This window comes from Pseudomonas sp. R32, from assembly GCF_009866705.1.
Lineage (GTDB): Bacteria > Pseudomonadota > Gammaproteobacteria > Pseudomonadales > Pseudomonadaceae > Aquipseudomonas > Aquipseudomonas donghuensis.
Window position 1 is genome coordinate 5200629 of sequence record NZ_CP019396.1, and the last position, 20284, is coordinate 5220912.

Sequence of the window (20284 nt, forward strand, 5' to 3'; positions counted from 1 at the left end):
GAAACATTTGTCCGACAGGAGCAGACCAGAGCATTTGGCGTACGCCGACGGGGTGCTTATCATTGCCGACCGCTTACTTGAATATAAGAGTTTTCTTATGCGCCGCTTGCTGACGGGCATTCTTGTGACCTTGCTGTTGCTGCTCAACACCCTGGTCCTGATCGGCCCGCTGATGGTCTTCGCCCTGCTCAAACTGGTCCTGCCCGGCCGCTACCGCGACTATGCCTCATGGGCGGTGATGTGGATCGCCGAAACCTGGGCTGAGATCGACAAACTGATCTTCCGCCTGTGCATCCCGACGGTCTGGGACGTGCGCGGCGCTGCCGAGCTACGCCTCGACACCTCCTACCTGGCAGTCAGCAACCACCAGAGCTGGGTGGATATTCCAGCGCTGATCCAGGTGCTCAACCGGCGCATTCCGTTCTTCAAGTTCTTCCTGAAAAAGGAGCTGATCTGGGTCCCCCTGCTAGGCCTGGCCTGGTGGGCGCTGGACTACCCGTTCATGAAGCGCTACAGCAAGGCCTTCCTCGACCAACACCCCGAGCTCAAGGGCCAGGACCTGGAGATCACCAAGGCTGCCTGCGAGCTGTTCAAGCGCCAACCGGTGACCGTGGTCAACTACCTGGAAGGCACACGCTTCAGCGAAGCCAAGCGCGCCGCCCAGCACTCACCGTTCAAGCATCTGCTCAAGCCCAAGGCCGGCGGCGTGGCCTTCGTGCTGGCGGCGCTGGGCGAACAGCTCGACGCCCTGCTCGACGTCACCATCGTCTACCCCGGCGACAAGGCTCCGGGGTTCTGGGACCTGCTCAGTGGCAACCTGGCGAAAGTGATCATCGACATCCAGGTGCATGAGCTGGACCCTGCACTATGGAGCGGCGATTACGAGAACGACCCGGCCTTGCGCCAGGCCGTGCAGGACTGGGTCAACCAGCTCTGGCACGCCAAGGACGCCCGCATCGAGGCCCTGCGCGCCGAGCTGGGTTGATCAGTCGATGATCGCGTGGGGCAGAAAGCGGCTGCTGTCCTTGGTAATCAGCGAATTGTCTTCGCGAATGCCAATGCCCGCCGGCAGATCGCCGACCACCCAGCTGCCGATCACCGTGTAGCTGTCGCCAAAGCGCGGCAGCGCCTGGAACTGCTGGAGGATGCTCGGGCCGCCGCCATACGGGCCGTCCTCGATCACATGCTGGCCACTGCCGGTGTGGATCTGGATATTGGCGCCTTCGCGCGAGAAGAAGGGTTTGCGCACCCAGCCCTTGCCCAGACTGGCGCCCGGTGTTTGCTCAATGAACGCCGGCAGCAGGTTCGGGTGGCCCTGGTGGCGTTCCCAGAGCAGCGCCAGCATGCCCTTGTTGGAGAGGATCGCCTTCCACGGCGGCTCGACGAACAAGGTGCCGCTGTTGGCAATCGCCGGGCCGTACGGGTCGTGGAAGATATCTTCCCAGGGGTAGAGCTTGAACAGGCTGGGGATCGGCGCGCCAACGTCATCGACAAAGCGCCCGCCACGGCTCAGGCCGATGTCTTCCATGTCCACCAGACGCGCATCCAGCCCGGCGCCCAAGGCGATATCGCGCAGGTACTCGACGGTGCCGCGGTCTTCGATCGAATCTTTTACCGAGGCAAAGTAAAACGGTGTGGCAAAGCTATTGGCGCTCATCACCTGGGTGAGTTTTTCTTCCAGGCTGTTGAACTGGTCGGCATCGACCGGCAGCGCGCCGCGTTGCATCTGCTGCTCCAGCCACAGGTACTGGAAGAAGCTGGCCTCGTACAGTGACGTCGGCGTGTCGTAGTTGGCCTCCAGCAGCTTGGCCGGGCCCTTGCCGTCGTAGCACAGGTCCATGCGCCCATAGAAATGCGGATGGCCGTCGCGCCACGAGCGGCGGATCAGGTCGAAATACTGCGCGGGGATCGCCAGGCGTTCGAGCAGCGCTTCACTGTCGACCACCTCGGCCACCAGCGCCATGCACAGCTCGTGCAGCGCATGGGTCGGTTCCTCAAGGTGCTCTTCGATCTGCCGCAGGCTGAACTGGTAATAAGCCGATTCGTCCCAGTAGGGTTCGTCGCCAAAGGTGTGGAAGTTGAAGCCGAAGTGTTCGGCGGTGGCACGCCAGTCCGGGCGCGGGGCGATGGATACTCGCTTCATCGGCAGGCCTCAGGACGCAAAGCCGCCACGCCCCGAAGCGCGCGAGACAAAGCCGTTGTGGCTGCCAACCGCGAACGGCCGCGCCGAGCCGATCAGCCTGTTCGGCTGGGCCATGGGGATAACCGTTGGATGGGCGCCGCTCACGTGCGCCGGATCGCTGCTGGCCCCTGTGCCCCCGCCGCCACTCAATGCTGCATGCTGCGCGGCTTCGCTGAACGGCTGTGAGGCCGGGTGCGAAGTGTCCAGGCCGGTGTAGTAGTTATGCCGGGCCACCTGCTCGGTCAGGGTGCTGACCTTGAACGCGTTGCGCCCGTCCCGCTCGTGATAGATCGCTTCGGACGAGTAACGCGGGTCGGTATCGGTGTACTCGTAGTAGCGACGCCCGCCGCCAGAGCCACCGCTCGAGGAGGAGCTGTTGGTCGATGAACTACTACTGCCTTCATCCTCATCATCGGCATACACCTGGCGTTCGGTGGTCAGGGCAAAGCCTTCCATCGGCGGGATGTAGTTGTTGGCGTAGCGCCGGTAGTCGCACTTGAAATAGGCCGCTTCACAGCCCTCGGCCGTGACAAAGCGCGGCACGTTGGCGGCATGGTGGTTCTGCGCGGCGACCCAGGCTTGCTGGCACACCTGGCGCGGCACGCCATCCATGACGCAATAGTCGACGTCCTGGTAGCGCTTGGTTTCGCTGATGATTCTGGTTGGCCGGTCGCCACAGGCGGACAGCACCAGGGGCAGACTGCCCAAGGCGACCAGACGAATGGTTTTGCTGCGTTTCATTGTCGATCGTCCCTGATCAGGCGGCGGGGGTCATGCAGGCGGCGTTGAGCAAGCCAATGCCGATCGACACCGCAGCCAGGAGAATGGCCGAGGCTGTCTCCTGGCGGGCAACCCGTTCAGCCATGCCTTTGACGCAGCGGTTGACCACCACGAACGCCAGCAACTGCACCACCGCGGCGATCAGTGCCCAGAGCAGGAAGTCGAGCAGGGAAATCGAATGGGAAATGGCGCTGGCCACCGGAATCGCAAAGCCGATCAGGGCACCGGCCAGGGCGATAGCCGCGGCATTGTTGCCTTCGCGGATCAGGCGCAATTCATTGTAGGGAGTCAGGCGGGTGTAGATGATTGCGTAGAGGGCGAACAGCACGGCGGCGCCGAGCATGTAGACCACAAAACCGAGCACGGCGTCGGCAGGCAACGACATCTTCAGGGCGTCCATGAACATTGCGAATCACACTTCCTTGTAAAACGGGGCGGGACATATAGCACACCGCCCCGCCCGCGCAAATACCTGCCTTAAACGGAAGGTACGCTCGCACCGTTGCCCCACAGGCTGCCCAGGCTCTGCAGCAGCGAGCCGCCGACGCCTTGCTGGCCGAGGTACTGCAGGATCAGCGGGGCAAACTGGCCGATCATGCCGGTGTCCATGCCCAGTGCGCTGAAGGCGTTGTTCAGGTCATTGGTGTCTTTGACATTGCCCAGCGCATTGCTCAGGGCCGAGGACTTGTCGCTGTTGCCCAGCAGCGCGCCCAAGCCAGTCAGGCCGCCCAGGGCCTTCTCGCCGGAGAGCAGGTCGAGGCCGGGTACGGCTTTGCTCAACTGCTCGTAATCGCCGCTGCTGAGCTGATTCCTGGCCAAGCCCAACAGGGCGCCGGTGCCGCCGATGGCTTGTTCGGGGGTGATTTTGAGTTCGCTGCCGAGGGTATTGAGCAGGTTCGCCGAAGCAGCGGGTGCCTGTACCGCGGCATCGCCGCTGTTGCCCTTGGCGGCGTTGTAGACATTGGCCGCGTCATTGAGGCTGAAGCCTGCGAAAACCGGAGTGGCAGCCAGGGCCATCAGGGTGACCAGTGCGAAACGTTTCATCGAAATACCTCGTCAGCCGTTAAGGCAGGGAAAACGAGGGATTGGACCTTGTGGGCGGGGGATTGTTCCGTTGTACCAGGTGGCAGCGGGCTGGCCCCGCGATGCGATGTGACTGACAGACCTCTATCGCGGGGCAAGTCGGGTCGCCGCACGGCCGCTCCCACACCGTGGTTCTACATTTGGTTCAGCTCCCGGTTCTCCAGGGCATCCAGCAAGGCTTCTACCAAGCCCTTGGCCACCTCCACCGAGTGCAAGGTGGACCAGAGAAAGCCCTTGGCTGACTCATCAACCCCTTCAAAAGCCTTGTACCCCGTGTCATAGGCGCAGCGCAGGTACAACGCGATATGTACCAGCGCGTCATGCGGGGCAATACCGGCGTTTACAGAAAAGAGTTGGGGGTGACCGGCGGCACAGTCGCCGAAAGGTTTTTCGAGGGTTGAGCAGAGAGAGGCTGGGGGATCTGGGACAAGTTTTTTCATGATCGGTATCCAATGCGAGTCAGGCTGGCACCGTTCGTTTCCACACGAAAGGTGGCAGCTGTACGCGGGGTGGAAAACCGAGGCATTGGAAAACCCGGCAGACCCGAAGGTCTCCCGCGCACAGCCGCCATAACGACTGCAACCAATACCGTTCAGGTTTCCACACCCGATCGCTGAACCTACAGCGATCGGGAGAGCCTAGAAGGCCGAGTTTCCAAGGGCAATCAGAACGGCATCGACAGACTGCGTAGGTTATTTCCTAGGACCAAAATTAACCAGCCTGGAAACATCCAGAAGTAACACCGCCACCCACCTTTGTGGGAGCGGGCTTGCCCCGCGATGCGATGTGACTGACAGACCTCTATCGCGGGGCAAGCCCGCTCCCACAAAGGTGGGTGGCAACATCAGGATTCAATCGGGTCCACTGTCGCCACCGTCCGGCATCTACCTTGAATATTCACCAACCAAGGAGCCAAGACATGGACAGTCCCGCTTCCCATCGCCTGCGCCGCGGTCGTTTCTCCGAACCCGGCCGTATGTACCTGCTGACCAGCATCACTCGCGACCGAGTGCCAATATTCGACAACTTCCACGCCGCCCGCTGCATTCCCAGGCAGTTTCACCTGGCACAACTCGAAGGCGCCGCTCGCACCTTGGCCTGGGTGGTGATGCCCGATCACGTGCACTGGCTGATCGAACTGCAGCAGGGCTCCTTGGCCTGCCTGATGCGCCGCTTCAAGTCACGCAGCCGCTGTGCGCTGTACAAGCTCGGCACACTGCAAGGCAGGCTGTGGCAGCCTGGGTACCATGATCATGGGTTACGTCGGGAAGAGAATGTATGCGCGGTGGCGCGCTATGTGGTGGCCAACCCGCTGCGGGCCGGGCTGGTGAAGAGGCTGGGAGATTATCCGCATTGGGATGCGGTTTGGCTGTGAAACCCTATCGCGGGGCAAGCCCGCTCCCACAGGCACAGTGGGAGCGGGCTTGCCCCGCGATGTTTTTAGGCGGCGCTGAACAGCTTGTGCGGATCGATGACGAATTTCTTCGGCACGCCGGCATCGAACTCGCCATAGCCTTCAGGCGCCTGATCGAGGCTGATCACCTGCACACCGACCACTTCGGCAATGTTGATGCGGTCCCACATGATCGCCTGCATCAGTTGGCGGTTGTACTTCATCACCGGCGTTTGACCGGTGTGGAAGCTGTGCGACTTGGCCCAGCCGAGACCAAAGCGGATGCTCAGGCTACCGATCTTCGCCGCGGCATCCACCGCGCCCGGGTCTTCGGTGACGTACAGGCCAGGAATACCGATCTTGCCCGCCACCCGCACCACGCCCATCAGCGAGTTGAGCACGGTGGCCGGGGCTTCGTGCTTGGCACCGGCATGGCCGTGACCACGGGCTTCGAAGCCCACGGCATCGACTGCGCAGTCGACTTCCGGCTCGCCCAGCAGGTTGGCGATCTGCTCGTGCAGCGGGGTGTCCTGGGACAGGTCGGCAATTTCGAAACCCTGGGCCTTGGCATGCGCCAGGCGTACCGGATTGACGTCACCGACGATCACCACCGCAGCGCCCAACAGGCGCGCCGAAGCAGCGGCAGCCAGGCCCACCGGGCCGGCACCGGCAATGTACACCGAGCTGCCCGGGCCAACGCCGGCAGTCACCGCACCGTGGTAGCCGGTGGGGAGGATGTCCGACAGGCAGGTCAGATCGCGGATTTTCTCCATGGCCTTGTCGCGGTTCGGCAGTTTCAGCAGGTTGAAGTCGGCGTACGGCACCAGCACGTACTCGGCCTGGCCACCGGTCCAGTCACCCATGTCGACATAGCCGTAGGCGCCACCGGCGCGGGCCGGGTTGACGGTGAGGCAGACGCCGGTGTGTTGCTCTTTGCACGAGCGGCAGCGGCCGCAGGCAACGTTGAAGGGCACCGACACCAGGTCACCGATTTGCAGGTGCTCGACGTCCCTGCCCTTCTCGATCACCTCGCCGGTAATTTCATGGCCCAGGACCAGACCGACCTGGGCGGTGGTACGGCCACGGACCATGTGCTGGTCGGAGCCACAGATGTTGGTGGAGACCACCCGCAGAATCACCCCGTGCTCGATCTTGCGACCGCGCGGGTCCTGCATTTTCGGGTAGTCAATCTTCTGCACCTCGACCTTGCCAGCGCCGAGATACACCACACCACGATTACCAGACATGCTTTTACCTCGCTAAAGTTTGTTGTTATGTAGCGGTGCAAAGTGCGCTGCCCGGGGGCGGCGCTGTGTTACTGGAATCTTTGTTCCGACTCGAGGGCCTCATCGCTGGCAAGCCAGCTCCCACAGGTCCGGTGTATGCAGTACCTGTGGGAGCTGGCTTGCCAGCGATGGCGGCCGTCAGAGCACTACCGTTCTGTTGGCGTTGAGGAAAACCCGCCGCTCAATGTGATACCCCACCGCCCGCGCCAAGGTCAGGCACTCGATATCGCGGCCCTTGGCAATCAGGTCTTCGGGATAATGGCTGTGATCCACCGCCTCGACGCCCTGGGCGATGATCGGGCCTTCGTCGAGGTCGTTGTTGATGTAGTGCGCGGTGGCGCCCACCAGTTTCACGCCCTTGTTGTAGGCCTGGTGATACGGCTTGGCGCCCTTGAAGCCGGGCAGCAGCGAGTGATGGATGTTGATCGCCCAGCCGTCGAGCTTGCGGCACAGCTCTGGCGACAGCACCTGCATGTAGCGGGCAAGGATCACCAGCTCCGCGCCGGACGCCTCGATCACCTGCAGCACCTTGCGCTCCTGCGCCGGTTTGTCATGAGGCTCGAGGGCAAAGTGGTAATAGGGAATACGGTGCCAGTGGGCCAGGGGCTCGAGGTCCGGGTGGTTGGAAATCACCGCCACCACGTCCATGCTCAACTGGCCGATACGCTGGCGATAGAGCAGGTCGTTGAGGCAGTGATCGGCCTTGGACACCATGATCACCACTTTCGGCCGGTGCTTGGGTGCGGTCAGCTCGAACAGCATGCCGAACGCATCGCCCCGCTCGGCAAGCCCTGCGCGAAAGCTGGCCTCGTCGAAGTCATCCGGCTGGCGGAACTCCACGCGAATGAAGAAGCGCCCGGACAGTCGGTCATCGAACGAATGATGCTCGGTGACGTAGCAGTGCTGCTCGTACAGGTAGCGCGTCACCACGTCCACCGTTCCGAGCAAGCTCGGGCAGTCGGCGGTGAGAATCCAGGTGTCCGGTGCACGACTCATGGCATTGCTCCTTAGGCCTGAATGCTCAGGCCATACTCGGCAGAGGCGTCCTGCAGCCACAGCCACCAGTAATCGGAGAAACTGCGGCGGATCAGCAGCTCCCAGGTTTCTTCACCGGTACGGCGGATCACCAGTTGCGACTTGGCGAACACCGTGCCGACTGCCTTGCCCACCGGGAAGTTATTTGGATGGACATCATAGCTGGTGGATTTCATCAGCACGTCGCGCACGTTGGGGCCGCTCAGTTCCAGCAGGGTTTGCCCGCCGCTGACGTTGACGATTTGAATGTGCAGGCCATCGAGGGCATCGCGCAGTTTTTGCTCGACGGCAAATTCCTCGCCGCCGGGAACGATCAGCAGCCACTCATCCGGGCCCAGCCATTGCAGCGATGTCTCGCCGTTGGCGACCACGGTCAGGGCCACCGGCAGCTCCAGGCCCAGGGCCTTGAACACGCCGCCGGCGAAGGCCGGATCCTTGCCATCGCCACGAATGGTCAGGTGGCCGAGGAGTTTTTTCTCGCGCAGGGTCACCCCGGCGTTCTTGCGGCCCTTGCCGACCAGGCTGGGCAGGTCGGCATGGTGCAGTGGTGTTTCAGCCTTGGCGTCGTTGCCGGGGCGTTGCTGGTAGACGTTGATCGTGCTCATTACACACCTGCCTTGAATTCTGTGGACCTGGTAACGCGATCCCTGTGGGAGCTGGCTTGCCAGCGATGGGAGCCCCGCAAGGCTTCGCCTTGCATCGCGGGCAAGCCCGCTCCCACAGGTACTGCATCAACCTTGCGTTAGATGTTCTGCCGCTCGCCCTTCGGATCGAAGAACACCGAAGAACAGATCTCCGCCTCGATCACGCTGCCATCGGCCTGGGGCGAGTAGACCCGCTCGCCGATGCGCTTGAGCCCGCCCTTGACCACGCCCATGGCGAACGAATACCCCAGGGAGTTGCTGGCGTAGCTGGAAGTAACGTGACCGACCATGTCCATCGGGATCGGTTGTTTCGGGTCAAACACCAGTTGCGCGCCTTCGGGCAGCCATGTGTTCGGGTCGACCGGCTTGAGCCCGACCAGTTGCTTGCGGTTCTCGCGCACGCAATCTTCGCGGTTCATCCCGCGCCAGCCGATCCACGAGAACGGTTTGGTACGGCCGACACACCAGCCCATGTTGAGGTCGTCCGGGGTCATCGAGCCGTCAGTGTCCTGGCCGACGATGATGAAGCCCTTCTCGGCCCGCAGTACGTGCATGGTTTCGGTGCCGTACGGAGTCAAGTTGTATTGCTTGCCGGCAGCGACGATCTTCTCCAGCACGCCCATGGCGTAGTTGGCCTGGACGTTGACTTCGTACGACAGCTCGCCAGTGAACGAAATGCGGAACACCCGCGCCGGCACACCGCCGACCAGGCCTTCCTTCCAGGTCATGAACGGGAAGGCGTCCTTGTCCAGGTCGATATCGGTCACTTCGCTGAGCAGCTTGCGGCTGTTGGGGCCCGACAGGGTCAGGGTCGCCCAGTGGTCGGTGACCGAGGTGAAGTACACCTTCAAGTCTGGCCATTCGGTCTGCTGGTAGATCTCCAGCCACTGCAACACCCGCGCCGCGCCACCGGTGGTAGTGGTCATGATGAAGTGGTTATCGCCGACGCAGGCGGTGACGCCGTCGTCAAAGACCATGCCGTCTTCCTTGCACATCAGGCCGTAGCGGGCCTTGCCGACGTCGAGCTTGGTCCAGGCGTTGGTGTAGATGCGGTTGAGGAATTCACGCGCGTCCGGACCCTGGATGTCGATCTTGCCCAGGGTCGAGGCATCGAGCAGGCCGACGCTGTCACGCACCGCCTTGCATTCACGGGCCACGGCGGCATGAATGTCTTCGCCGTTGCGCGGGAAGTACCACGGGCGCTTCCACTGGCCAACGTCTTCGAACTCGGCGCCGTTCTTCACATGCCAGGCATGCAGGGCGGTAAAGCGCACGGGCTCGAACAGGTGGCCACAGTGCCGGCCCGCCACCGCACCGAAGGTGATCGGCGTGTAGTTGGGGCGGAACATGGTGGTGCCCATTTCCGGGATGGTGATGCCCATGGAGCGGGCGGCAATCGCCAGGCCGTTGATGTTGCCGAGCTTGCCCTGGTCGGTACCAAAGCCCAGGGCGGTGTAGCGCTTGACGTGCTCGACCGACTCGAAGCCTTCGCGGGTGGCCAGTTCGATGGCCGCGGCGGTGACGTCGTTCTGCTGGTCGACGAACTGCTTCGGCGCCCGTGCGGTGTTCTTGTCGTGGGGCACTTGGAACAGCGCCACCGTGGGCTCTTCCTGACGCGCCAGGACTTTCGGGATCACCCCCAGCGCGGCCTTGAAGCCGGCTTCGGTGGCGGCGCGCACGCCGCCTTCAAAACCATCGGCGAGGGTGTCGGCGAGGGCGAACACACCGTTGATGCCGCCCACGCACACACGTTTCTGCGGCGCTTCACCCGGCACGAAACCGAGGATGTCTTCACGCCAGATCGGCTTGCCGCCCAGGTGCGAAGCCAGGTGCACCACCGGGCTGTAGCCGCCGGAGGTCGCCACCAGGTCGCAGTCCAGCCACTCGCCGGGGCTGGTGACTTTATGGGTTTTGACGTCGATGGCCGCCACACGGGCAGCGGTGACGTGCTTGCTGCCACGGGACTCGATCACCGCGCTGGAGGTCAGGATGCGGATGCCTTTGGCCCGCGCCTCCTCTACCAGTGAACCACGTGGGTTGTGGCGGGCATCGGCGACGGCGACCACTTTCAGGCCGGCGTCGTGCCAGTCCAGGGCCACGCGATAGGCATGGTCGTTGTTGGTCGACAGCACCAGCTTGCGCCCCGGCGCCACGCCGTAACGGCGCACGTAGGTCGATACCGCACCGGCAAGCATGTTGCCCGGCACATCGTTGTTGCCATACACCAGCGGCCGCTCATGGGCGCCGGTCGCCAGCACCACACGCTTGGCGCGTACCCGGTGCATGCGCTGACGCACCTGGCCGATCGGCGCGTGATCACCGAGGTGGTCAGTCAGACGCTCGTGAATGGTGAGGAAGTTGTGGTCGTGGTAGCCGTTGACCGTCGCCCGTGGCAACAGGGTGACTTCCGGCAATTCCTTGAGCTCGGCCACGACTGCCGCGACCCAGTCGGTGGCCGGTTTGCCATCGAGGGTTTCACGGCTGTCGAGCAGGCTGCCGCCGAACTCTTCCTGTTCATCGGCGAGGATCACCCGCGCGCCGCTGCGGCCAGCGGCCAATGCTGCGGCCAGGCCGGCAGGGCCTGCGCCCACCACCAGTACGTCGCAGTGGTGGTTCATGTAGTCGTAGCTGTCCGGGTCGTTTTCCAGCGGCGCCCGGCCAAGGCCTGCGGCTTTGCGGATGTACTTCTCGTAGGTCATCCAGAACGACTGCGGGTACATGAACGTCTTGTAGTAGAAGCCCGGCGGCATCAGCTTGCCGCCGACCTTGCCGAGAATGCCCATGACGTCGTTGTTCACATTCGGCCAGCCGTTGGTGCTGGTGGCGACCAGGCCGGCGTACAGCGCCTGCTGGGTGGCGCGCACGTTGGGCACCTGGGTGGCTTCGGTGGCGCCGATCTGCAGGATGGCGTTGGGCTCTTCGGAGCCTGCGGCGATGATCCCGCGGGGGCGCGAGTACTTGAAGCTGCGCCCGACGATGTCGACGCCGTTGGCCAGCAGTGCCGCGGCCAGGGTGTCACCGGCAAAACCCTGGTAGGTCTGGCCGTTGAAGGTGAAGTTCAAAACCTTGCTGCGGTCGATGCGACCACCATTGGACAGGCGATAGACCTGGCTCATACCTTTTCTCCCTGACCACTGACTGCCAACTGCGGGCTGGTGCTTTTGCCGGTGACCTGCGGCGTGGCGCCGATCGGATAGGTTTCCAGAATTTCGTAGGTCAGCGTGTCACGCGTGGCATTGAAGTACTGGCGGCAACCGGCGGCGTGAATCCACAGCTCGTGGTGCAGGCCGCGGGGGTTGTCGCGGAAGAACATGTAGTCGCCCCACTCCTCGTCGGAGCAGGCGTTGGGGTCCAGCGGCCGGGGAATGTGCGCCTGGCCTGCGGCATGGAACTCCTCTTCGGAGCGCAGCTCGCCGCAGTGGGGACAGAAGATATGCAACATGGGGATTTCTCCTGTTAGTGGGCGACAGCGGCGGCGCCGTGTTCGTCGATCAGTGCACCGTTGTGGAAACGGTCAATGGAAAAGGGTTTGGCCAGCGGGTGCATTTCGCCCTTGGCCAGGCTTGCGGCAAACACGTTGCCCGAGCCCGGGGTGGCCTTGAAGCCGCCGGTGCCCCAGCCGCAGTTGAAGAACATGTTCTTCACCGGGGTCTTGGAGATGATCGGGCAGGCGTCCGGCGTGGTGTCGACGATGCCGCCCCACTGGCGGTTCATGCGTACCCGCGAGAGGATCGGGAACATTTCGACGATGGCCTGCAGGGTGTGCTCGATCACCGGGTACGAACCGCGCTGGCCATAGCCGACCCAGCCGTCGATACCGGCGCCGATGACCAGGTCGCCCTTGTCCGACTGGCTGATGTAACCATGCACGGCGTTGGACATGATCACGCTGTCGATGATTGGCTTGAGCGGCTCGGATACCAGTGCCTGCAGCGGATGCGACTCGATCGGCAAGCGGAAGCCGGCGAGCTTGGCCATGTGTCCGGAGTTACCGGCCGTGACCACGCCAACACGCTTGGCGCCGATAAAGCCCTTGTTGGTCTCGACCCCGATGACCACGCCGTTTTCCTTGCGAAAGCCGATCACTTCGGTTTGCTGGATCAGGTCCACGCCCAGGGCGTCGGCGGCGCGGGCAAAGCCCCAGGCCACGGCGTCGTGACGGGCAACGCCGCCACGCCGTTGCACGGTGGCACCGATGATCGGGTAGCGGGTGTTCTTCGAGCAGTCCAGGTAAGGGATCTCTTCGGCCACCTGCCGGGCGTTGAGCAGCTCGCCATCGACACCGTTGAGACGGTTGGCACTGACCCGGCGCTCGGAATCACGCATGTCTTGCAAGGTGTGGCACAGGTTGTAGACACCGCGCTGGGAGAACATCACGTTGTAGTTGATGTCCTGCGACAGCCCTTCCCAGAGCTTCATCGCATGCTCATACAGGTGCGCCGACTCGTCCCACAGGTAGTTGGAGCGGACGATGGTGGTGTTGCGCGCGGTGTTGCCGCCACCCAGCCAGCCCTTCTCGACCACTGCCACGTTGGTGATGCCATGTTCCTTGGCCAGGTAGTAGGCGGTGGCCAGGCCGTGCCCGCCACCACCGACGATGACCACGTCGTAGACTTTTTTCGGGGTGGGCGTGCGCCACATGCGCTGCCAGTTTTCGTGGTGGCTGAGCGAGTGCTTGAAGAGGCCGAAGCCTGAGTAACGTTGCATAGTCTTTACTCCTGGACCACTCAGCGGTAAACCGGAAAATCTGCACAGAGTGCCGACACGTTCTTCGCAACATCGGCCTCGACATCGGCATCACCGAGGTTATCGAGGATGTCGCAGATCCAACCGGCCAGTTCCACGCACTGGCTGACCTTGAAGCCGCGGCTGGTGACCGCCGGGGTGCCGATCCGCAGGCCGGAGGTGACGAACGGCGACTGTGGGTCGTTGGGCACGGCGTTCTTGTTGACGGTGATGTGGGCGCGGCCCAGGGCGGCGTCGGCATCTTTACCGGTCAGGCCCTGGCGAATCAGGCTGACCAGGAACAGGTGGTTGTCGGTACCGCCGGAGACCACGTCATAGCCACGCTTGACGAACACCTCGGCCATGGCCTGGGCGTTGTCGATCACTTGCTGCTGATAGGTCTTGAAGCCAGGCTCCAGCGCTTCCTTGAAGCACACCGCCTTGGCAGCGATCACGTGCATCAGCGGGCCGCCCTGGGCGCCGGGGAATACCGCGGCGTTGAGTTTTTTCTCGATCTCTTCGTTGCTGCGCGCCAGGATCAGGCCGCCGCGCGGGCCGCGCAGGGTCTTGTGGGTGGTGGTGGTGACCACGTCAGCGTACGGCAGCGGGTTGGGGTACAGGCCAGCGGCCACCAGACCGGCAACGTGAGCCATGTCGACGAACAGGTAGGCACCGACTTTGTCGGCAATCTGACGAAAGCGTGGGAAATCGAGGGTTTTCGAGTAGGCCGAGAACCCGGCGACGATCATCTTCGGCTTGTGCTCCACCGCCAGGCGCTCGACTTCGTCGTAGTCGATCAGCCCGGTGCTGGTGTCGATGCCGTACTGCACGGCGTTGTACAGCTTGCCCGAGGACGACACCTTGGCACCGTGGGTCAGATGGCCGCCGTGGGCCAGGCTCATGCCCAGAATGGTGTCGCCAGCCTGCAGCAGGGCCAGGTACACGGCGCTGTTGGCCGAGGAGCCGGAATGCGGCTGGACGTTGGCGTAATCGGCGCCGAACAACTGCTTGGCGCGGTCGATGGCCAGTTGCTCGACTTTATCCACATGCTCGCAACCGCCGTAATAGCGCTTGCCCGGGTAGCCTTCGGCGTATTTATTGGTCAGGCCGCTGCCCTGGGCCTGCATGACACGCTTGCTGGTGTAGTTTTCCGAGGCGATCAACTCGATGTGATCTTCCTGGCGTTGCTCTTCGGCATTGATCGCCGCCAGCAGTGCATCGTCGTAACCCTGGATCTGGTCTTGCTTGCTGAACATCGCAGTTTCTCCCGGCAGCGGCATCGGTTCTTGTCGGGCAATTGCCCTTTTCAGCGATGGTATGACCGACGCAGACAGCCCAGATGCCTACGGACGCCACGCAAAGGTGCGTTTACGACATGGGGGCCGATGTCGCCTGCATCGCTGGCAAGCCAGCTCCCACACGGTCACTGTGGGAGCTGGCTTGCCAGCGATAGGCGGCCACCCGGAACTTGGTTTAGAGTGCTCACCTGCGTCGTTCACAGGAAAGTGTCATGACAGATCAAAGCCAGCAATTCGCCAGCGACAACTACTCAGGTATCTGCCCGGAAGCCTGGGCCGCCATGGAAAAAGCCAACCAGGGCCATGAGCGCGCCTACGGCGACGACCAATGGACGGCACGCGCCTCGGAGTATTTCCGCAAACTGTTCGAAACCGACTGCGAAGTGTTCTTCGCCTTCAACGGCACCGCGGCCAACTCGCTGGCGCTGTCGTCGCTGTGCCAGAGCTATCACAGCGTGATCTGCTCGGAGACCGCCCACGTCGAGACCGACGAATGCGGTGCGCCGGAGTTCTTCTCCAACGGCTCCAAGCTGCTTACCGCACGCAGCGAAGCTGGCAAGCTGACCCCCGACTCGATCCGCGAAGTGGCGCTCAAGCGCCAGGACATCCACTACCCCAAACCGCGCGTGGTGACCATCACCCAGGCCACCGAGGTCGGTAGCGTCTATCGCCCGCACGAACTCAAGGCGATCAGCGCCACCTGCAAGGAACTGGGCCTGAACCTGCACATGGACGGCGCGCGCTTCAGCAACGCCTGCGCATTCCTTGGCTGCACGCCGGCTGAGCTGACCTGGAAATCCGGGGTCGATGTGCTGTGCTTTGGCGGCACCAAGAACGGCATGGCGGTGGGCGAGGCGATCCTGTTCTTCAACCGCCAGCTGGCCGAAGACTTCGACTACCGCTGCAAGCAGGCTGGGCAACTGGCATCGAAGATGCGCTTCCTCTCGGCGCCCTGGGTCGGCCTGCTGGAAGACGGCGCCTGGCTGCGCCATGGCGTGCATGCCAACCGCTGCGCGCAATTGCTCTGCGAGCTGGTGCGCGATGTGCCAGGGGTTGAGCTGATGTTCCCGGTGGAGGCCAACGGCGTGTTCCTGCAGATGTCGGAACCGGCGCTGGAAGCCTTGCGCAACAAGGGCTGGCGTTTCTACACCTTTATCGGTAGCGGTGGCGCGCGGTTCATGTGCTCGTGGGACACCGAAGAAGCGCGGGTACGTGAGCTGGCGGCGGATATTCGTGCGGTAATGGGCGCCTGACGACGCCATCGCCGGCAAGCCGGCTCCCACAGGTACGGCATGCACCTTACTTGTGGGAGCTGGCTTGCCAGCGATGAACTCACCCCCGATTTAAAGCCTGAACCCACCCATCTGCCGCGCCAGATCATCGGCCAAGCCGCGTAGTGCCTGACACTCCTGCCGACAGCCCTGCACATCCACCGCCGTCTCCCGCGCCAGGTCGGATATCCCCTGCACGGTGCGGTTGATCTCCTCGGTGACCGCCGACTGCTCTTCGGTCGCCGTCGCCACCTGATGGTTCATGTCACTGATGTGCTCGACCTGATCGGTGATGGTGCCCAGCGAAGCGCCGGTCTGCTGGCTCGACTCCACCCCCGTTCCGGTCGCTGCCTGGCCGGCCTGCATCGACGCGACCGCACTGCCCGCGCCGTGCTTGAGGCGCAGGATCATCTGCTGCACTTGATCGGTGGACACCTGAGTACGCCGCGCCAGGGTCCGTACTTCGTCAGCGACCACGGCAAAGCCGCGGCCCATCTCGCCCGCCCGCGCCGCCTCGATGGCCGCGTTGAGCGCCAGCAGGTTGGTCTGTTCGGAGATGCTGCGGATCACCGCCAAGACTTCGTCAATCGAGGCGACTTCCGTCGCCAGTTCACTCACCGCACTGGCCGCCTGGCCAATCTCGTCGGACATGCCCTCGATATGGGCAATTGAGCGGCGCACCACTTCGCGGGCCTGCAGCGCTTCGCTGCGCGCGGTTTCCGACGCCACGGCGGCGTTGCCGGCATTCTGCGCTATGTCTTGAACGGTCAGGCCCATCTCATGCACGGCAGTGGCGACCATTTCGGTCATTTCCTGCTGGCGGCCGGAGCGTTCGGCGGTGTTGTCCACCACTTGCGTCACTTGCGCCACCGACGCGCGCAAGCGTTCGCTGGTGTTCAACACTTCGCCGATCAGGTCACGCTGGCTGTCGAGAAAACGGTTGAAACCACGGGCCAGGTCGCCCAGTTCGTCAGCGCGGTTTTCGTCCAGGCGCTGGGTCAGGTCGCCGCCGCCATTGCCGATGGCCATCAAGGCGCCGGTCACGCGGCGGATGGGACGGACGATGCCGCGTGCCAGCAGCACCACCAGCAACAGCGATACCAGCGCGACCGCTGCACCAATCAGGCTAGTCAGCCAGACGGTCTCACGCACCTGGGCATAGATCTGTGCTTCTGCCACCTCGGCGACCAGGGTCCAGTTGAGGTCACGCAGCGGTAGGCTGAGGGCCAGATAGCCCTCGCCATCGCGCTCGAAGCGGCTACTGTGCAGGCCCTGTTCACGGCTCAGGACCACCTTGGCAGCCTCGCCACCGATCTGCTCGGCAAGCTGCTTCTTACCGCTGAACGCCGACTGCGGATGCACCTGGATCAAACCGTCGCCGCGCACCAGCATCACCCGCCCACGTTCGCCGAAGCTGAAGTTGTGGATCAATTCGGAGAGTTCGGTCATACGCAGGCCAAGCCCGGCGATACCCACCAGTTGGCCGGCTTTCTCCACCCGATAGTCGATGAACAGCGCCAGTTCGCCGGTGCTGCCGTCGGTGTCGATGTTCAGCAGGCGCGGGTTGCCACTGTCGATAAAGCCGAAAAACCACTTATCCGCCGGGTTGCTGCGGCTGAGGGTGCGGTCCAGGCCTTTCTCGTTGTAATAGTGGTTGCTCGCCGTAGCGGCAAACAACGCGGTAAAGGCATGGTTCTGTTTGCGCAGGGCTTCGAGGTACTCGATAAATTGCGGCGCCTGGGCGCTGTCTTCCCCCGCCGCCAGCCAATCGCGCAGCAACGTGTTGTTGGCAATGTCGGCCGCCGCCGTCAACGGTCGGCCAAGCATGCGTTCGATGTCGTTACGAATCGCCTCAATGCTCGCCGGCAAGGCGGTGTCGACCAGGTAACGCTCGGTCAGCCGATTGACCGCCACGCTGTAGATGCCGACCACGATCAGAATGCTCAGCAACAGCGCTGCGCCCATGCTTGCGATCAATTGCCACTGGATACTGCGCCGCCAGAACTGCATGTATTTCCCCTGGGTAAATAAGCCCTGTAGTGCAAGAGACAGGCCAATTGTATACAACAGGAAATACAATCCACAGCAATGCCGGCCCACCCTCCCGAAGGTGGTGAGCTGGCAAAAAGGTCTAGCGAGGGGTTTGACGCGATCAGCTGTTACTGATGGTCCGGGCAATCACATCGACCGTGGCGTTGACTTGCTCTTGGTAACGGTCGAGGGCCTGCTGGTGCTGCTGTTGCAGTTCGATCTGCTGCGAGCACAGGTTGAGGGCTGCCAGTACCAGCAGCTTGTCACCGATCAGGGTCGGGTATTTACGCTTGGTATCGGCCAATGAAGCATTGAGCATTTGCACTGCTTGCGCCAGCGCCTGCTCCTGGCCTTCGGGGGCCTTGATCGAATAATCGCTGCCGAGGATCGACACGACATTGATCGGCTGCGCTGAGGTTCTCATGCGTTCACGGTACCAACGCTGGCACGCTCAACCAGGGCCTGGATGCGTGCGGCAGTAGCGCCCTGCTTTTCTTCCTGCTCCAGCAGGCTCAGTTGCAGGCTGTCGTTTTCGTCTTTGGCCTGGGCCAGTTCGGCGCTGATCTGCGCGTTGCGCTCGGTCAGTTCCTGATTCTTCTGCACCAGGTCGCTGACCAGTTGCTCCAGTTGACTAAGGGAAGTTTCCAACATGATTGCCTTCTCGGGGTGTTTCAGGGGGCGCACACGATAAAGAAAAGTCCGCGTGCTCGCCAGGGATATCGGGTTTAGACACGTCGGCCTGGTGCAGATTGACCCACCGATGTCGGTCAGGTTCCCCGTTTTGCCTACCACCGGTCAGGAAAAAAGATAGCTGGCTCACAATTTTGTCGTCGTCGGCTCAAGTCTTTACCCGGCCGACCGATAGGCATGGCAGTCCTGATTCTGGCGCACGGTTCGCGTGCCCTTTTCCCTTCCTGGATACCACCATGTCCCTACGCAATATGAATATCGCCCCGCGCGCGCTTCTGGGCTTTGCTCTGATCGGTGCACTGATGCTGGCCCTGGGTCTGTTCGCCCTGAACCAGATGAGCAAGATTCGCCAGGCCGGCGAAACCATTGAGAACTCGACGGTGCCGAGCATCACCAACCTCGACCAGTTGACCCAGCTGACCCTGCGCCTGCGCACCCTGTCGTACCGCCTGCTGCTCAACCGCGAAGCCGACACCCTGCAGGCCACCCTCAAGCTGGTCGACCAGCGCAACCAGCAGATCGATGACGCGCGCCGGGTGTACGAGCCGCTGATCTCCGGCAGCCAGGAACGCGCCGCCTACAACCAGTACGTGCAGTTGCTGAGCCAGTACCGCCAACTGGAAAACCGCATGCGCCTGGCATCGCAGAACAATGACCTGGACAGCCTGCGCAATCTGATCAACCGCGACATGCTCGACAGCTCCGAGCAGATCAACAGCGTCATGGATCAACTGATCAGCATCAATACCGAGCAGACCCGCGAGATCAACCGCACCGCTGCCGACCAGTATTCCAGTGCGGTCGCTCTGGTGATCGGGCTGCTGCTGGCCGCCACCGCCTTGACCCTGGTCTGCGCGCTGCTGCTGACCCGCAGTATCGTCAAGCCGATCGACGAGGCCCTGCAGGCTGCCGAGCGTATCGCCGAAGGCGACCTGACCCGCAGCATCCAGGCCGAAGGCCAGGACGAAGCGGCGCGCCTGCTCAAAGCCATGGCCAAGATGCAGAACAAGCTGCGCGATACCCTGCAGCAGATCTCCGGCTCCGCGACCCAACTGGCGTCGGCGGCTGAAGAGCTGAATAGCGTCACCGACGAAAGCGCCCGTGGCCTGCAGCAGCAGAACAACGAAATCGAACAGGCCGCCACCGCCGTCACCGAGATGACCAGCGCCGTGGAAGAAGTGGCACGCAATGCCGTGAGCACCTCGGAAGCCTCCAAGGAAGCCACCCGCTCGGCCGGCGACGGCCGTGACCTGGTGATGGAAACCGTCAGCGCCATCGAGCGCATGAGCACCGACGTGCAAGGCACTGCCGAACTGATCGGCAACCTGGCGGAAGAATCGCGCGATATCGGCAAAGTGCTCGACGTGATTCGCGGCCTGGCCGACCAGACCAACCTGCTGGCCCTGAACGCCGCCATCGAAGCGGCCCGTGCCGGTGAGGCCGGTCGCGGCTTTGCCGTGGTCGCTGATGAAGTACGCGCCCTGGCTCACCGCACCCAGCAGTCGACCAGCGAAATCGAACGGATGATCGGCAGCATCCAGGGCGGCACCGAGCAAGCGGTCAACTCCATGCGCAACAGCACCGAGCGTGCCGAGTCGACCCTGAACATCGCCCGCGGCGCCGGCCTGGCGCTGGAAACCATCACCGGTGCGGTGGCCGAGATCAACGAGCGCAACCTGGTGATCGCCAGCGCGGCCGAAGAGCAGGCCCAGGTCGCCCGCGAAGTGGACCGCAACCTGGTCAACATCAACGACCTGTCGGTGCAGTCGGCCACCGGCGCCCACCAGACCAGCGCAGCGAGCGCCGAACTGTCGCGCCTGGCGGTGGACCTGAGCGGGCTGGTGGCACGTTTCAGCGTGTAACGCA

General features: G+C 63.0%; 19 protein-coding genes and 1 pseudogene. 4 read left to right on the forward strand and 16 right to left on the reverse strand.

All coding sequences use genetic code 11. The features are described 5' to 3' along the window. Positions 1 to 97: 97 nt before the first annotated feature. Positions 98 to 985, forward strand: a complete 888-nt coding sequence (locus tag PspR32_RS24040; RefSeq protein ID WP_010221368.1) for an acyltransferase — start codon at positions 98 to 100, stop codon at positions 983 to 985. Here the strand turns inward: PspR32_RS24040 and PspR32_RS24045 are convergent, their stop codons facing one another. The 5 genes from PspR32_RS24045 to PspR32_RS24065 form a co-directional block, all read right to left on the reverse strand. Further along, a complete protein-coding gene (locus PspR32_RS24045; RefSeq protein ID WP_159389258.1) occupies positions 986 to 2143 on the reverse strand; it encodes a glutathionylspermidine synthase family protein in 1158 nt (385 codons plus the stop codon). 9 nt (positions 2144 to 2152) lie between these two features. Further along, on the reverse strand, positions 2153 to 2923 hold the full coding sequence (locus tag PspR32_RS24050) for a DUF1190 domain-containing protein (protein WP_159389259.1): 771 nt from the start codon (positions 2921 to 2923) through the stop codon (positions 2153 to 2155). 16 nt (positions 2924 to 2939) lie between these two features. Next, positions 2940 to 3368, reverse strand: a complete 429-nt coding sequence (locus tag PspR32_RS24055) for a DUF350 domain-containing protein (RefSeq protein ID WP_010221365.1) — start codon at positions 3366 to 3368, stop codon at positions 2940 to 2942. A 71-nt stretch (positions 3369 to 3439) separates the two neighbouring features. After that, positions 3440 to 4006 carry a DUF2780 domain-containing protein gene (locus PspR32_RS24060; RefSeq protein ID WP_036995021.1) on the reverse strand — a complete coding sequence of 189 codons (567 nt, stop codon included), beginning with the start codon at positions 4004 to 4006 and terminating at the stop codon, positions 3440 to 3442. A 173-nt stretch (positions 4007 to 4179) separates the two neighbouring features. After that, on the reverse strand, positions 4180 to 4485 hold the full coding sequence (locus PspR32_RS24065) for a hypothetical protein (RefSeq protein WP_159389260.1): 306 nt from the start codon (positions 4483 to 4485) through the stop codon (positions 4180 to 4182). A 479-nt stretch (positions 4486 to 4964) separates the two neighbouring features. Between PspR32_RS24065 and PspR32_RS24070 the strand changes: the two genes are divergently transcribed. After that, positions 4965 to 5420, forward strand: a complete 456-nt coding sequence (locus PspR32_RS24070) for an REP-associated tyrosine transposase (RefSeq protein ID WP_036995020.1) — start codon at positions 4965 to 4967, stop codon at positions 5418 to 5420. A gap of 65 nt (positions 5421 to 5485) precedes the next feature. Here PspR32_RS24070 and fdhA read toward each other — a convergent pair whose 3' ends face one another. The 7 genes from fdhA to glyA form a co-directional block, all read right to left on the reverse strand. Next, a complete protein-coding gene (fdhA, locus tag PspR32_RS24075) occupies positions 5486 to 6685 on the reverse strand; it encodes a formaldehyde dehydrogenase, glutathione-independent (protein ID WP_010221361.1) in 1200 nt (399 codons plus the stop codon). 177 nt (positions 6686 to 6862) lie between these two features. Next, positions 6863 to 7720, reverse strand: coding sequence for a formyltetrahydrofolate deformylase (gene purU / locus PspR32_RS24080; RefSeq protein ID WP_010221360.1), 858 nt, complete (start codon positions 7718 to 7720; stop codon positions 6863 to 6865). 11 nt (positions 7721 to 7731) lie between these two features. After that, positions 7732 to 8364, reverse strand: a complete 633-nt coding sequence (locus PspR32_RS24085; RefSeq protein ID WP_036995019.1) for a sarcosine oxidase subunit gamma — start codon at positions 8362 to 8364, stop codon at positions 7732 to 7734. Between the two features lie 137 nt (positions 8365 to 8501). Beyond that, on the reverse strand, positions 8502 to 11519 hold the full coding sequence (locus PspR32_RS24090) for a sarcosine oxidase subunit alpha (RefSeq protein ID WP_159389261.1): 3018 nt from the start codon (positions 11517 to 11519) through the stop codon (positions 8502 to 8504). After that, positions 11516 to 11845 carry a sarcosine oxidase subunit delta gene (locus PspR32_RS24095; protein ID WP_010221356.1) on the reverse strand — a complete coding sequence of 110 codons (330 nt, stop codon included), beginning with the start codon at positions 11843 to 11845 and terminating at the stop codon, positions 11516 to 11518. Before PspR32_RS24095 ends, PspR32_RS24090 begins: the two co-directional genes overlap by 4 nt. A 14-nt stretch (positions 11846 to 11859) precedes the next feature. Next, complete coding sequence (locus tag PspR32_RS24100; RefSeq protein ID WP_010221355.1) at positions 11860 to 13110, reverse strand: sarcosine oxidase subunit beta family protein; 1251 nt, start codon at positions 13108 to 13110, stop codon at positions 11860 to 11862. Positions 13111 to 13130: 20 nt separating this feature from the next. Continuing rightward, the gene (gene glyA / locus PspR32_RS24105; RefSeq protein ID WP_010221354.1) at positions 13131 to 14384 is read right to left on the reverse strand and encodes a serine hydroxymethyltransferase; all 1254 of its coding nucleotides are present in this window, start codon (positions 14382 to 14384) and stop codon (positions 13131 to 13133) included. A gap of 254 nt (positions 14385 to 14638) precedes the next feature. Here glyA and PspR32_RS24110 point away from each other — a divergent pair, with 254 nt between their 5' ends. After that, the gene (locus PspR32_RS24110; protein ID WP_010221353.1) at positions 14639 to 15679 is read left to right on the forward strand and encodes a threonine aldolase family protein; all 1041 of its coding nucleotides are present in this window, start codon (positions 14639 to 14641) and stop codon (positions 15677 to 15679) included. A gap of 90 nt (positions 15680 to 15769) precedes the next feature. Here the strand turns inward: PspR32_RS24110 and PspR32_RS26775 are convergent, their stop codons facing one another. From PspR32_RS26775 to PspR32_RS24125, 4 genes and pseudogenes are all read right to left on the reverse strand, one after another. Beyond that, a complete protein-coding gene (locus PspR32_RS26775; protein WP_374045288.1) occupies positions 15770 to 16507 on the reverse strand; it encodes a methyl-accepting chemotaxis protein in 738 nt (245 codons plus the stop codon). A gap of 123 nt (positions 16508 to 16630) precedes the next feature. Then, positions 16631 to 17707: pseudogene (locus PspR32_RS26780) on the reverse strand (HAMP domain-containing protein); the annotation flags it as partial. Positions 17708 to 17849: 142 nt separating this feature from the next. After that, entirely contained in the window at positions 17850 to 18152 is a 303-nt protein-coding gene (locus PspR32_RS24120; protein WP_010221351.1) for a cell division protein ZapA, read from the reverse strand. Then, positions 18149 to 18379, reverse strand: a complete 231-nt coding sequence (locus PspR32_RS24125; RefSeq protein ID WP_010221350.1) for a hypothetical protein — start codon at positions 18377 to 18379, stop codon at positions 18149 to 18151. Before PspR32_RS24125 ends, PspR32_RS24120 begins: the two co-directional genes overlap by 4 nt. Before the next feature lie 275 nt (positions 18380 to 18654). Here PspR32_RS24125 and PspR32_RS24130 point away from each other — a divergent pair, with 275 nt between their 5' ends. Continuing rightward, complete coding sequence (locus PspR32_RS24130) at positions 18655 to 20280, forward strand: methyl-accepting chemotaxis protein (RefSeq protein ID WP_010221349.1); 1626 nt, start codon at positions 18655 to 18657, stop codon at positions 20278 to 20280. The last annotated feature ends 4 nt before the right edge of the window (positions 20281 to 20284 follow it).

Bases quoted from the DNA above. Each gene is read 5' to 3' on its own strand.
- PspR32_RS24040 (WP_010221368.1), top strand. From the start codon at position 98: ATGCGCCGCTTGCTGACGGGCATTCTTGTGACCTTGCTGTTGCTGCTC.
- PspR32_RS24045 (WP_159389258.1), bottom strand. From the start codon at position 2,143: ATGAAGCGAGTATCCATCGCCCCGCGCCCGGACTGGCGTGCCACCGCC.
- PspR32_RS24050 (WP_159389259.1), bottom strand. From the start codon at position 2,923: ATGAAACGCAGCAAAACCATTCGTCTGGTCGCCTTGGGCAGTCTGCCC.
- PspR32_RS24055 (WP_010221365.1), bottom strand. From the start codon at position 3,368: ATGTTCATGGACGCCCTGAAGATGTCGTTGCCTGCCGACGCCGTGCTC.
- PspR32_RS24060 (WP_036995021.1), bottom strand. From the start codon at position 4,006: ATGAAACGTTTCGCACTGGTCACCCTGATGGCCCTGGCTGCCACTCCG.
- PspR32_RS24065 (WP_159389260.1), bottom strand. From the start codon at position 4,485: ATGAAAAAACTTGTCCCAGATCCCCCAGCCTCTCTCTGCTCAACCCTC.
- PspR32_RS24070 (WP_036995020.1), top strand. From the start codon at position 4,965: ATGGACAGTCCCGCTTCCCATCGCCTGCGCCGCGGTCGTTTCTCCGAA.
- fdhA (WP_010221361.1), bottom strand. From the start codon at position 6,685: ATGTCTGGTAATCGTGGTGTGGTGTATCTCGGCGCTGGCAAGGTCGAG.
- purU (WP_010221360.1), bottom strand. From the start codon at position 7,720: ATGAGTCGTGCACCGGACACCTGGATTCTCACCGCCGACTGCCCGAGC.
- PspR32_RS24085 (WP_036995019.1), bottom strand. From the start codon at position 8,364: ATGAGCACGATCAACGTCTACCAGCAACGCCCCGGCAACGACGCCAAG.
- PspR32_RS24090 (WP_159389261.1), bottom strand. From the start codon at position 11,519: ATGAGCCAGGTCTATCGCCTGTCCAATGGTGGTCGCATCGACCGCAGC.
- PspR32_RS24095 (WP_010221356.1), bottom strand. From the start codon at position 11,845: ATGTTGCATATCTTCTGTCCCCACTGCGGCGAGCTGCGCTCCGAAGAG.
- PspR32_RS24100 (WP_010221355.1), bottom strand. From the start codon at position 13,110: ATGCAACGTTACTCAGGCTTCGGCCTCTTCAAGCACTCGCTCAGCCAC.
- glyA (WP_010221354.1), bottom strand. From the start codon at position 14,384: ATGTTCAGCAAGCAAGACCAGATCCAGGGTTACGACGATGCACTGCTG.
- PspR32_RS24110 (WP_010221353.1), top strand. From the start codon at position 14,639: ATGACAGATCAAAGCCAGCAATTCGCCAGCGACAACTACTCAGGTATC.
- PspR32_RS26775 (WP_374045288.1), bottom strand. From the start codon at position 16,507: ATGACCGAAATGGTCGCCACTGCCGTGCATGAGATGGGCCTGACCGTT.
- PspR32_RS24120 (WP_010221351.1), bottom strand. From the start codon at position 18,152: ATGAGAACCTCAGCGCAGCCGATCAATGTCGTGTCGATCCTCGGCAGC.
- PspR32_RS24125 (WP_010221350.1), bottom strand. From the start codon at position 18,379: ATGTTGGAAACTTCCCTTAGTCAACTGGAGCAACTGGTCAGCGACCTG.
- PspR32_RS24130 (WP_010221349.1), top strand. From the start codon at position 18,655: ATGTCCCTACGCAATATGAATATCGCCCCGCGCGCGCTTCTGGGCTTT.